General features: G+C 35.6%; 5 protein-coding genes. All 5 read left to right on the plus strand.

The features are described 5' to 3' along the window. Nucleotides 1-8: 8 nt before the first annotated feature. The 5 genes from D1818_RS06645 (at nucleotide 9) to D1818_RS06665 (ending at nucleotide 13770) form a co-directional block, all read left to right on the plus strand. Nucleotides 9-1826: an acyl-CoA dehydrogenase family protein gene (locus tag D1818_RS06645; RefSeq protein WP_118457226.1), complete on the plus strand. Its 1818-nt coding sequence runs from the start codon at nucleotides 9-11 to the stop codon at nucleotides 1824-1826. A 381-nt stretch (nucleotides 1827-2207) separates the two neighbouring features. Next, complete coding sequence (locus D1818_RS06650; protein WP_118457228.1) at nucleotides 2208-6176, plus strand: T9SS type A sorting domain-containing protein; 3969 nt, start codon at nucleotides 2208-2210, stop codon at nucleotides 6174-6176. A gap of 123 nt (nucleotides 6177-6299) precedes the next feature. Continuing rightward, nucleotides 6300-9287: a carbohydrate-binding protein gene (locus D1818_RS06655; RefSeq protein ID WP_158596961.1), complete on the plus strand. Its 2988-nt coding sequence runs from the start codon at nucleotides 6300-6302 to the stop codon at nucleotides 9285-9287. A 1173-nt stretch (nucleotides 9288-10460) separates the two neighbouring features. Next, nucleotides 10461-12749 carry a starch-binding protein gene (locus tag D1818_RS06660; RefSeq protein ID WP_118457233.1) on the plus strand — a complete coding sequence of 763 codons (2289 nt, stop codon included), beginning with the start codon at nucleotides 10461-10463 and terminating at the stop codon, nucleotides 12747-12749. A gap of 226 nt (nucleotides 12750-12975) precedes the next feature. Then, on the plus strand, nucleotides 12976-13770 hold the full coding sequence (locus tag D1818_RS06665) for a CBM9 family sugar-binding protein (protein WP_233558575.1): 795 nt from the start codon (nucleotides 12976-12978) through the stop codon (nucleotides 13768-13770). Nucleotides 13771-14133 lie beyond the last annotated feature (363 nt).

The following is a 14133-nucleotide window of genomic DNA, read 5'->3' on the forward strand; positions in this document are numbered from 1 at the left end:
ATAAAACAATGAGTACAGAAACTTTAAACAAAGACATTCTTAGAGGAGGACAATTCCTTGTTAAAGAAACAAAAGCCGAAGATGTATTTACTCCAGAAGATTTTTCTGAGGAGCAAAAAATGATGCGTGATAGTACAAAAGAATTTGTAGACCGTGAATTATGGGCGCATTGGGAAAAATTCGAATCAAAAGATTATGCGTATACAGAAGCGTGTATGAAAAAAGCTGGTGAGCTTGGACTACTAGGTGTAGCTGTGCCAGAAGCATATGATGGATTAGGAATGGGATTCGTTTCTACAATGTTAGTATGTGATTATATTTCTGGTGCGACCGGATCTTTTAGTACTGCGTTTGGAGCTCATACAGGTATTGGTACTATGCCAATATCATTATATGGTAATGAAGAGCAAAAGAAAAAATATGTTTCTAAATTAGCTACTGGTGAGTGGATGGGAGCATATTGTTTAACTGAACCAGGTGCTGGATCTGATGCTAACTCTGGTAAAACTAAAGCTGTTTTATCTGATGATGGTAAGCATTATTTGATTTCTGGTCAAAAAATGTGGATCTCGAATGCCGGATTCTGTAATGTAATGATTGTTTTTGCTCGTATTGAGGATGACAAAAATATTACTGGATTTATTGTAGAATACGATCCTAACAATGCTAATGGTATCTCATTAGGTGATGAAGAAAAGAAATTAGGTATCCACTCCTCTTCTACTCGTCAGGTTTTCTTTAGCGACACTAAAGTACCTGTAGAGAATATGTTATCCGAAAGAGGTAATGGATTTAAAATAGCGATGAATGCATTAAATGTTGGACGTATCAAATTAGCTGCAGCTTGTTTAGATGCACAACGTAGAGTTATTGGAGAAGCTACTAAATATGCTAATGAGCGTATTCAGTTTAAAACTCCTATTATGAATTTTGGTGCTATTAAATCTAAGATTGCAGAGATGGCTACTAATACGTATGCTGATGAATCTGCTAGTTACCGTGCTGCAAAAAATATCGAAGATAGAATTGCTATTCGTCAAGCAGAAGGAAACACACATCAAGAAGCTGAACTTAAAGGAGTAGAAGAATATGCTATAGAATGTTCTATTCTAAAAGTTGCTGTTTCTGAAGATGTACAGAATACTACTGATGAAGGTATCCAGATTTTTGGAGGAATGGGATTCTCTGCAGATACTCCAATGGAATCTGCTTGGAGAGATGCTCGTATTTCTCGTATCTATGAAGGTACCAATGAGATCAACCGTATGTTAGCAGTAGGTATGCTCGTAAAGAAAGCCATGAAAGGTCACGTAGATCTTTTAAACCCTGCTATGAAGGTTGCTGATGAATTAACAGGAATCCCTTCTTTTGATACTCCCGATTACTCTGCTTTATTTGCAGAAGAAAAAGAGATCATTGCAAAAATGAAGAAAGTATTCCTAATGGTTGCAGGAGCTGCTATGCAGAAATTTGGTCCGCAACTAGAAGAGCACCAACAATTATTAATGGCTGCTTCTGATATTCTAATTGAAATCTACATGGCGGAATCTACAATTCTGCGTACAGAGAAAAATGCTAAGCGTTATGGAGAAGATTCTCAAGAGATCCAGATTGCAATGTCTCAATTATACTTATATAACGCAGTAGATATCGTTATTAAAAAAGGAAAAGAAGGAATCGTTTCTTTTGCTGAAGGTGATGAACAACGTATGATGCTTATGGGACTTAAGCGTTTCACTAAATATGCGAACCAACCAAATGTGGTTGCATTAAGAACTAAAATTGCAGATAAAGTAGCCGCAGAAAACGGATACTGTTTCTCATAATAATATATCCGCTCCTAAGGATTAAAACTAGGAAGTTGTTTAATTTTGATTTAAGAGACCGTCTTTCTGTTGGGGAAAGGCGGTTTTTTATTTAAATACATCTCGTCCTAAAATAGCATCACAATAAAAACAGTTATAAAAATTGTCTATCGATATTAATTTAATTGTATTTCAGACACTTACGAATTCTAGTTATATACTTACTAATTCTAGACAACAACCCTTCTCTATCTGTAAATTATGTACAATTGTATGAGATTAAAATTGGTTAACCAATTTTAATCTATGAACCGCAGTACAAGCAATGAGCTTAGTCTCTCAAAAAAACTATTCGCTTGACAAATACATCATACAAAACTCTAAAACCACACAAACTCAACCATGAAAAACAACAATCAAAATGTATTCGCTCAGTCCGGAAGTCGGCTGTTCGATATATCAAAGCCCTTAGTCCTATTCATCTTATTATTCATAGTTTCACAAACTGTTACGTTTTCTCAAGTTAGTTTTGAAGGATCTTGGGGAGTGACGTTTCCTATTTTTGGAGGAGAAAGACTAGATACAGAAATTAACCTAAATCAAAAAGATTATATGAGTGGTGCTCAGGAAATAGTAGATGAGCTTCCTACAGCAGGCCATGTAATTACCAATCTATCTTACTTTGCACACTCCCATTATTTTAATACAAGAGCAAATACCAATGTTGATGTAGCTAATGAAATACATCCTGCAATGATTCCCAGCGTGGAAAATGATGGAGTTGCTGTAGAAGCAATTCAACTGTTAAGAAATTCAGGTAAGAAAATAATTCTTTACATTTCTACAAACTATTTGGATAGAGCTACTGGTGACCTCAAGGAAGGTTGGGTGAACTATTACACCACTAAATTTGGCGGAAATGAATATTTAGCTTATCGCCATCTCATACAAGGCTTTGTAGAAGCTTCCGCAGGTTATGCCGATGGGTACTGGTTAGATACAACATCCGTCCTAAGAGGCGATGGTAATTTTGGAGATTTTGTAGCAATGATACGTGAAGCTGATCCAACGGCTTTAATTGCTTCTGGAGGAGCAAGTAGATTAACACATAATGGAGAAGATGTTTATGTAGATTCAGATGGTGTTAATGACACAAACCCTGCCGATTATTATGTGAAACTGCACGATTCTAATGATCCTTTACCTGATTTTACGGATGGACATATTGTACCTTTGGGACAAGGAGCTCCGCCAAACTCATGGTCATATGAAGAGTTCATGATACCAAATATCATGGTAGAGCCCTTCTATACAGCTAGTAACGGAAAACAAGTTCAAAAGCACGGTTGGTTTCCTATTAGAGAAAGATGGCACTCTCCACAAGTACCTATAGTTTTTAATACCGAAGAAGCCTATAGGTTTGTTAGAAGGATTACGGATTATGGTGGGATGATTACTTTTGCAAACACTAACCAAACACCAAACCTTGGAGACGGTCGAGCGGGTCATATGATGTCTGATGAAATGGGCATTATGAAGGAAGTTAATCGAAGAATGCTTATGAATACTAAACCTGATTATGTACCCTATACACGACCACAAGGTGCTAGTTTAGTAGGAGAAACCCAATATATTGAATTTCCGGATATTCCAACAAAAGAGGTTGGTAACCCTGATTTCATTGCGGCTACTGCAACCTCAGGATTAGCGGTGTCTTTTACGAGTTCTAATACCAATGTAGCTACTATAGTTAATGGTAGAATACGTATTATAGGTCCTGGTAAAACTACCATTACGGCTACGCAATCTGGTGCAGGAGCTTATACATCGGCTGTACCGGCTGAGCGACCACTAGTGGTTGTAGGGGATACTAAACAAGATCAAGTAATTACGTTTCCATCATTTCCTACTACTCGAGTAGGCGATCCTGACTTAGATCCAGGAGTTACCGCAAGCTCTGGTTTGCCAGTAACGTATACTAGTGGAAATACTAGTGTAGCGACTATTGTAAATGGTAAAATTCGTATTGTTGGAGAAGGTAGATCAAATATAACTGCATCACAAGCGGGTAACGCAACATATAATGCTGCACCAAATAGATCACGTGTATTAACAGTGTTGGGTGCAGAGAATAATGAAACTATTGGTCCCTGGAATGTCTCAGAATTAAAAGAAGTTCCTAATTGGACAACTACAAATGTGGATGCACAAAATGGCATGCAAGGGATCTTATACGAGTCCATTAACTATTTAGGAGAGAAAGTGGAAGTTTTTGCTTACTACAGCGCGCCAAGCGGTAATCCTCCTGCAAGAGGCTGGCCAGCTGTCGTATATGCTCATGGTGGTGGTGGAACTGCCTTTCCTCAGGTAATAGATTACTGGAATGATAAAGGCTATGCCGCCATTAGCATGGATTTAGAGGGTCATTACCCTAACGGTGACCTAACTCCAAATCCAGGTCCAAAACGCGCTGGCGTTTGGAATGATTATCAATTACCTATTGAGGAGCAATGGTTCTATCACGCTATTGCTCAGGTAATGAAAGCACATTCACTTATAGCTTCTTTCCCTGAGATTAATGCCAGTAAAATTGGTGTTATGGGGTCGAGTTGGGGAGGAACCATAACAAGTACTGTAATTGGAGTAGACAATCGCTTAGCTTGGGCAATACCAGTTTACGGCGGAGGATTCTTATCCGAATCTGATGGGCATCAAGGAGACGCTATAACAAGTGAGGCAGAAGCAGACTTTGTGAACACCTATTTTGATGGAAGTGCGTATTTTGATAACGTAACTTTTCCTACATTATGGCTGAACGGACTTAATGATTTTCATTTTTCTCTTTCTGTAAACCAGAAATCTTCACAAGCAGTTAATGGACCCTCAACTTTATTGTACGTTGATGGCTTTGCACACGGTCATTTAACTTGGAGAAATCGTGATGAAGTATATAGGTTTGCTAATTCTGTTGTTAATGGAGGTGCAGCATTACCGCTAGTAGAAAATATTTCTATTAATTCAAACATAGGGTATGTGACTGCTAGTTCAGCCATTGGACTAGATAGTGCTCAATTATTCTATACTGCTGATGGTAATACTGTAGATTTAAACGACAAATCTTGGGAGTCAATCAATGCAACTATTTCTGGAAATACGATTTCTGCTGCTATTCCTACTAGTGCTGAACTAATATTTTTTGCAGTTACTGATGCACAGGGATACATGGTAACCTCTGAATATATTTCTATCTCAGATTTTATCGATAATGGGGATAATTTAGCTTTAAATGGAACAGCCTCACAATCAGGAACGCAAAATGGCGGAGTTGCCGAGTATGCAATTGATGGCAATACCAATGGAGCTTTCGGAGGAGATTCTGTAATTGCTGCTACCGGTCCTAACGCTTGGTGGGAGGTAAATTTAGGAAATGAATTTAGCATTGATGAGGTTCATTTGTACAATAGAACCGATGCATGTTGTATCGGAAGATTAACAAATTTCACTGTATCAATTCTTGATAGTAATGGTAATACAAAATATTCACAAACATTCATCGATATTCCTAACCCATTAATGATTATAGAGATTCCATCAGCTACTGGTCAGATTGTTAGAGTTCAATCTAATGAAACACCTACTATGAATTTAGCTGAGGTTGAAGTTTATGGAACTAGTATCTCAAACACCAAATTAGTGCATATTACTAAGCATAATGCAAAAGGTTATGCTATAGATGGAAATTGGGGAGGCGATACTACTCAAAATGTTTATTTATATAGTCAAAAACCGAATAATGTGAATCAGCAATGGATCGAGATTGATAGAGGTAATGGCTACTATACTTATCAAAAACTGGATACTGATTATGCCTTAGATGGAGGCGGTGTAGGTGAAGATGAAGGAAATGTATATTTATGGGATATGAATGAAAATAATCATAATCAACATTGGCAAAAAGTTGATGTAGGTGGAGGTGCATTCAAATTGATTATGCGTAGTAATCCAAGTCTTGCTATCGATGGTGGTTCAGGTGGATCAAATCTTCAGAATGTTGGGCTTTGGAATTCGTCTAGTACCAATCAAAACTTGCATTGGATCATTACTCCAATAACAAGCAATAGAGATGCTGATACTAGCGATACTAGTGAAGTCCTTATTTATCCAAACCCTGTAGAAGATCAAGTAACAATTGGCTTAAACACTGCTGAAACATACAAATACACAATTAGTGACACTACTGGTAAAACCATACGCACAGGTGTAATTAAAGGGACGGCTTCTGTTAATATCGGTGGATTGTCAAGAGGATTGTATCTCTTAAAAGTATCTAACAGATTACACGTACTTACAGGAAAAATAATTAAAGAGTAAAAACTATTATTATGCGTGATTCCATAAATAACATTTTTGTGTAATACTATTTAGAACTAGACATTTCATATAAAAACACGGATACACGCACATAATTTTAATGAACCCGCAAAAATGAAAATAATGATTACAAATAACAAATTAATAGCTGTTTTTAAAAAAAACAACCTGATTTCACGAACGAAAACACTTGTCTTATTAGTTTTTTTAATCCTTTGTTCCGATATAGGGAAGGCACAGCAAAACTCTGAGGTTCCATGGATGGAAGGTTCCTGGGGTGTTCGTTTAATTATTCGAGGAGGAAAAGATTTAGATCGGTATGTAGCCAATGGTTATGACTACGTAGAAGCGGCTAAACAAATCGTTAGAGATTATCCTACTATTGGTCACGTGATTACAAACTTAACCAATAATGCGAATAGTAGTTTATATACAGTACGGCAAAATAATTATATAGATGTAGCGAATGAAATACATCCTGATTTTGTTCCAAGTCTAGAAAATGAACAAATCATTTTTGATGTCATCAAAGTATTTAAAGATGCTGGCATTAAAGTCATCCTATACATAAACCACTGGCCTAATATGGGCGAAGGGTCAGCGGCTCAAATAGCTGGTTGGGATGCCTATAAAAACAGAAATAACCTGGGTAATTACCCAGCTTTCAATCTATTAATGAGAGGGTTTCTAGAGCGTTTCGATGGTTTAGTAGATGGATATTGGATTGATAAAATTGGGGGATCAGACGATTCTATTCCCAGAAAGGATATATTTATTAATGTAATTAAAGAAACGAATCCTGGAGCTGCTCTTGGTGTCAATTTTAATAAAAGTTATTTCCCTGGCATAAAGGTCGACTCAGATGGTGTAAATGAAAGAGATGAAGATGATTATAAAATAATAAAATATCAAGCTAATGACATATGGTCTCAATTTACAGCAGGCCATGTGACTTCTATAGGAGGACAAAAAGCCCCATCAAATTCTTGGGGCTATGAAGAGTATACTGTTACAGATATGGAAGAATCACCTTTATCAGTACACCCCGAAACAGGTAAAGTATTCGTAAAACATATGTTTGCTCCCATTCGTAGACGGTGGTCTTTAAACGACGAGCCACTAATGTACGACAAGGATCAAGCATATAGAATGGTAAAAAGAATTACTTCTGCCGGAGCTTCAATAACATTTTCTACAACAATTACTAACGGTGGATTAGCCATGCCTGATGAAGTAGAAGTATTAAAGCATGTAAATGATCAATTAGAAGCGAATGCAGATTACGTACCCTATACTAGACCTGAGCAAGCTTATTTAGTAGGAGAAACAAGACCTAATTACCATCAATTCATTGATTTTCGTGAGATACCGAATAAAAAAGTAGGTGATCCTGATTTTTCGCCTTTTGCACATGCCAGTTCCGGAGCTGCAGTTACCCTTTCCAGTTCTAATAACAATGTAGCAACTATTGTAAACAATAAGATTCGCATTAAAGGAGTGGGCACGACAAATATAACAGCTTCACAAAGCGGAAATAATACCTTCGCAGCTGCCGCATCTAAAATGCGACAATTAACTATTACTACAGATGACGGAGGAACTGATCCAGATGAAACTAACCTTGCCTTACAGGGAGCTGCTACTCAATCATCCAATCATCCGAACGGTGGTGGTGAAGCATTTCTAGCTATTGATGGCAACACCAATGGAAAATGGTCTGGCGGTTCGGTAACACGTACATCCTCAGAAATAGATCCTTGGTGGCAGGTTGATTTAGGGTCAAATCATACCATTGACGATATTAATGTTTTTGCCCGTATAGATAATTGTTGCAATACTAGGTTATCTAATTTTGATGTTATTGTTATGGATAGTAATGGCGCTATAACCTATACCAAAACATACACTACTTATCCAGATCCATCTATAACAATGGATGTTGGTGGAGTCACTGGTCAAATTATTAAAATACAACAACATTCTGATTCTACAGCTATTGTATTAAATTTAGCTGAAGTAGAAGTATATGGAAGTGAAGTATCAGCTTGTACAACCATTGAAGCGGAAGACTACGATACGATGTCAGGAATAATGATTGAATCATCTTCTGATACTGGTGGTGGACAACAAGTTGGGTTTATACAAAATGGAGATTGGCTCCGATTTAATAATATTGATCTTAGCTGTGCTAATGCTATTAATGCCCGAGTTTCAAGCAAAAACAATGGAGGAGATATTGAAGTTCGACTCAATGGAATCTCTGGCACTTTAATCACCACTATTCCTGTAGATACCACAGGTTCATGGACTAATTATGAAACTGTAAGTGCTGCTCTGAACGCAGTAAGTGGAACTCACGATGTATATCTGGTATTTAAAGGAGGCAACGGGTATTTATTAAATCTAAATTGGATAGAATTCAATGGATCCACAAATACCATAATCATTGAAGAAAATGAAATGGGCTTTTGCAACGTAGATGGTTCCATTAAAAGTGTTTCTAAAGGGTATACTGGTATTGGTTACGCCAACACATCAAATGCAGTTGGAAAAGCAATAGATTGGGAAATTGATGGTGCAGCTGGCTCGTATACTTTTGTATGGCGTTACTATGGTGGTTCGGCCAGAACCGCTGACTTAATTGTTAACGGAACTACCATGGCTAATGATATGCTATTCAGCGATACACAAGGTAATTGGATAACGATGTCGACAACAGTTACCTTAGATGCCGGAGTGAAATCGATATCACTTAATGCTACTAGTATTGAGGGGCTTGCTAAAATTGATTATGTAGAAGTAACTGGACCAGATCTTATCGTTTCTGGATGCACTAATCTAATAAGAACGAGTCCTGAACTAGAAGCTTCAGATGCCAAAGGCGTACTGTACGCATTTCCGAACCCTGTAACAGATATACTTACTATCAATAATAATGGTTCAAAGACTGCTAATCTTAAAATAATCAATAGTCTAGGACAACAGGTGCTTTCGCAAAATATGGAAGAGGCAAATGTCACCGTGGATCTAAGTAATCTTACTTCTGGTATATACATCATTAAAGTAACTGATGTGAAACAAGTGAGAACTAAGAAAATATTTAAAAAGTAATATAATAAAAAACAAGACAGCTAATACTGTAACTATTTCACAGATAAAGTTGTTACTAATTTTTACCCATATAAACGAATTAAATATGTCTAGTCCTAAATAATCGATACAGATTATTTAGGACTAGACAAATACTAAAAACACATCAAAATAGTACTGATATCTCATATATACTAAATATAAGTTTTATCTAGATATTCCTTGAGTGATACTTCTGGAGGCACTCCGAGTATCACCCCTACCTTTTTAACCGACAGAGTAAGTTTGGTAAATAAACAGTACTAATTTCTATATCAGAAAGTTGGGTGCTTATTCCTAAGATATGCAGTTAATCTAGGGTATTAGGATTTGATTTTATCGGCTATCAGTGTGATGTCTGATAAGGGTTGGATAAGATTTCTAACCAAGTTAAAACTTCGACAGGCTCCGATTAACAATTGTATTATTCCTTAATAATATATTCTATCTTAAGAATAAAAACCAGAGAGTTGTTTAATTTTTATTAGTTGCTATAATTCTCAAAACAAGTTTCGTAACCTAAAAAAAGCTATGATATTATAATACATAAACCTACTAAAAACATTAACATCTACACAATGAATATTTTCTAAACAGTATAAACAACTGTTAATTAAACCCTGTTTTTTAACATATTATGTGAAATACTAATAATTTATCAACACGAAAACGTTGTAGTAACTTCCTATAACATAAAAATTGAATATTTCGTAATAACTTAGTGAAAAAATAACACAAGAAACACTTTTACAAACTAAAACTTATGAATTATGAAATCAACACCCCCTCCACCGAAAATTTCAAAATTGTTTGAGCTACTCTAATTAGATAAAATTATTCTCCAAAATATCAGTCAGAATAAAGAAGAATAATTTTATCAAACTAAACCTCTGAAAAAGATTACTTAATAGTAGCCGTCATAATTAATTTCTATTGTTATCGAATAATACTCAAACCAGTATCTTTCTATATACCACAATAAAAAAGTCAGTATTAATTCTTCTTTAGTTAGAAATACTGTTTATTCACCTTATACAGTTCTATTAAGTTATTTACTTCAGATTTCTATTTTTTCTCGGAACGAAAATTTGAGAGAAAACACAAACTCACTTATTACAAACTATTGTTCTTAACAGAACGAAAAAAATCTTAAAAATGAAAAGAAAAAACGTATTACGAATTCTTGTAAGTCTTCTGTTTTGTTTACCTTTTGTAGGATTACAAGCTCAAGATGAAGATGTAATGTTTCAAGCATTTGACTGGAATGTTCAAAATCAACCAGCAGGACAAACTTGGTATAACGTAGTATCTAATGCGAGAAACGCGATAAATGATGCTGGTATTGATCTAATATGGATGCCACCTCCAAGTAATTCTGCTGCACCACAAGGATATCTCCCTAGAGAAATTAATAACTTTGATAGTGCTTACGGTACTACCAATCAACTAAAAACCCTTATTGATCAATTTCATAGCTTGGATATTAAAGTAATTAGTGACATAGTTGTCAATCACCGTGTAGGTACTAACGATGCGGTAACTTTTACAAATCCAGCTTGGCCAACATTTTATATCACCGCTGATGATGAAGGGAGAAACTTTGTAAATGGACCAGTTGAGTTTAGCATTAATAACGACTTTGTACCTGGTTTTGATCTAAAAGCAGATGGATCGAGCGGAGGTTTTGCAGCAGCTAGAGATTTAGATCATAGAAATCCTGCTGTAAGAGCAGAGATTATTAAGTGGATGAAAAAACTACAAGATGATCTTGGTTTTGATGGATGGAGATATGATTTCGTTCATGGATATGACCCAATCTACAACAAAGAATATAACGATGCTACAAATCCTTATTTCGCAGTTGGGGAATTACTAGAAAGTAGTAGAGTACAAACTAACAATTTTGTAAATCGAACACAAGGTTCATCTTCTGCATTTGATTTTAATACAAAAGTAAGTCTGCAAAATGCAATTAGAGATAATAATCTATCCTATTTAAGAGATTTTTCTGGTAACCCTTCTGGAATGATCGGAATCAACCCTTCGAAGTCAGTTACTTTTCTTGACAATCACGATACCGGATTTGCACAACAATGTTGTGGATCAAATTTTGTTTTTCCTGGCGGAGAAACCAATCTTAGAAAAGGATATGCTTATATTCTTACTCATCCAGGAAACCCTATGGTATTCTGGACACATTTCTTCGATGGAGGAACTGGAGTGCGTAATGCAATAAAGGATCTTATTTCTGCAAGAAAAAGTGTAAGAGTATATGCTGGATCAACTATCAGTATCGATGAAGCTAGAGCAGATTTATATGCTGCGTACATAGATGGTAAATCTGGAACACTAGCAATGAAATTAGGATCAGGTAATTGGTCTCCAAATGGAAGCGGATGGACATTACAGACTTCTGGTACTGACTATGCTGTATGGACGCAAGGTGGAAATACTGGCGGTGGAGAAACAGTACCTCCTTACACGGTTAATTTCTTCAAACCAGCAGGTTGGGGATCTAATATCAATGCATACGTATATGATTCTGGAGCTAATGTAACACTTCCTGGAACTAGTGGATGGCCAGGAAATAATATGACTAACATTTCAGGAACTGATTGGTATTCTTTCACGATAACACCTCCGGCAGGTGTATCAGCAAATAATCTTAGAGTAATTTTTAATGATGGGAACAATCAAACCGATGATCTATCCAGAAGTGCAGATGGATGGTACAGAGGGAATGCATGGAGTAATACGTGCCCGAGTGATTGTAGTAGTAACGGATCTGGATCATCCAGTGATGTTACATTAAACTTCCAAAAACCAAGTGGATGGGGTAATAACACCAATATATATTTGTATAATAAATCTACAAATCAAACACTGTCTGGCACGCCAGGTTGGCCTGGAGCAGATATGAATAATTTAAGCAGCACATCCTGGTGCAGAAAAACTTTTACGCTACCTAACGGAGTTACTCCCAATAATGTTGGTGTTGTTTTTAATAACGGAAATGGGCAACAAACGGTCGATCTAACCAGAGGTACTGATGGATGGTTCAGTGTTACTGGTAGTAGTAATGGAAAAAGAACTGGAACCTGGTCTAACAATTGTACAAATAATTGCCCTTCTAACAGAGCAATGGAATTAGCCGATAATGCTGATAAAGAAAATTCTCCAGTAACAGAAAGTAGTATTTCTTTTTGGCCAAATCCTACTAGAGATAGAGGTACTCTTAGTATAAATACATCAAAAAATGGACTCTTAGAAGTATCTATTTCTAATATATTAGGCCAAACTAAAACCGTATATAGTAAAAACACTCAAGCAGGAAATCAAACCATAGAAATCAATAGCTCTGATATGCGAGATCAAGGTATGTACTTCTGTACGGTGAAACTAAATGGCACGAAACTAAAGAGATTAAAAGTTATAAAACAATAATTTTTTTGTCCCTATTATAATGAATATATCTTAAACTGATATATTAGCCAAAAGCGATCGTTTAGCACTAAACGATCGCTTTTCCTTTTAGGGGCTTTTTATGAAACTATGTTAGTTTTCAACTTTACAAAATCTTAACTTCATTATATCGGTCTACAAATAGTAAATGTTTTTAATATCTTACATTCTTTTTTAAAAGTAAAACTAATATCGAAACATTATCATTGTGAAAAGAATAGCCATAATACTAGTCTTAGCTTTAGCTGTATGTTGTAAAAGCGAAGAAAATAAGAATTCTGAAAAAGCAGTTGTTGATACAAAAGAACAACTAATAGGTATAAAAAAAGAAAAAAAAGATCATCAAATACGAGAAATAAAAAAAGCCGAAATAGCTCCAAACTTAGATGGAGATATGAACGACCCCATATGGAATCAAACACAGTGGCATCCAATGGATCAAAACTGGATTGGAGAATTTCCAGATTTTAAAGATTTTTTAGGTAGATACAAAATGACCTGGACTCCAGAAGCACTTTATATCCTAGTAGAAATAAAAGATGATACTTTATACGATCAACATAAGGATCCTTTAAAATTATGGTGGGACGATGATTGTGTAGAAATTTTTATAGATGCAGACAACTCTGGTGGCGAACATCAATATAATAATAATGCGTTTGCATATCACATAGCGTTAGATGGCAATGTTGTGGATCTTGACTCTCAAAAAAAACCAGTGCTTTATAATAATCACGTGATAACCAAACGCAAGACCGAAGGTGATGTTTCTGTTTGGGAGTTCGAGCTTACTGTATATGACCATACATATCAAGAAGGTAAAACAAATGATCCTGTTGTATTATCCAAAAATCAAAAACTAGGTTTTGCAATTGCTTATAATGATAATGATACTAGTAAAGAAAGAGAGAATTTTATGGGTTCTGTCTTTGTCCCCGGAGAAGACAAAAACCAAGGATGGATCAATGCAGATATTTTTGGAACAATTGTACTCGTTGAATAAGTATTGAAAATATTTAAAACCATCATTGTACATATCTAAAATAAAATACTCCTCATAAAATTCGGGTATATCATGACATCTTATCTTGGTAAACTCAAATAATTACAACTAAATAACACTGTAGTAACCGTCTAAATTGGAATTTAATTAATAAAAAAATAAAGTAAACCTTATAACATTTTTAAAGAAAATGTTATAAGGTTTACTTTTCTTCATATACCATTATATTGATTTTCCACAAAGATCACAAAAGAAACTCTTCACAGTCGATAATAAACGTCACTTCTGCCCTATAGTTAACCTGAATACTGTTTTAACTCTCTTTTCAAACGAATAATAAACAATCGGTAAAATAAACTAAAA

It is taken from the genome of Aquimarina sp. BL5 (assembly GCF_003443675.1).
Lineage (GTDB): Bacteria > Bacteroidota > Bacteroidia > Flavobacteriales > Flavobacteriaceae > Aquimarina.

Bases quoted from the DNA above. Each gene is read 5' to 3' on its own strand.
- D1818_RS06655 (WP_158596961.1), top strand. From the start codon at position 6,300: ATGATTACAAATAACAAATTAATAGCTGTTTTTAAAAAAAACAACCTG.
- D1818_RS06650 (WP_118457228.1), top strand. From the start codon at position 2,208: ATGAAAAACAACAATCAAAATGTATTCGCTCAGTCCGGAAGTCGGCTG.
- D1818_RS06660 (WP_118457233.1), top strand. From the start codon at position 10,461: ATGAAAAGAAAAAACGTATTACGAATTCTTGTAAGTCTTCTGTTTTGT.
- D1818_RS06645 (WP_118457226.1), top strand. From the start codon at position 9: ATGAGTACAGAAACTTTAAACAAAGACATTCTTAGAGGAGGACAATTC.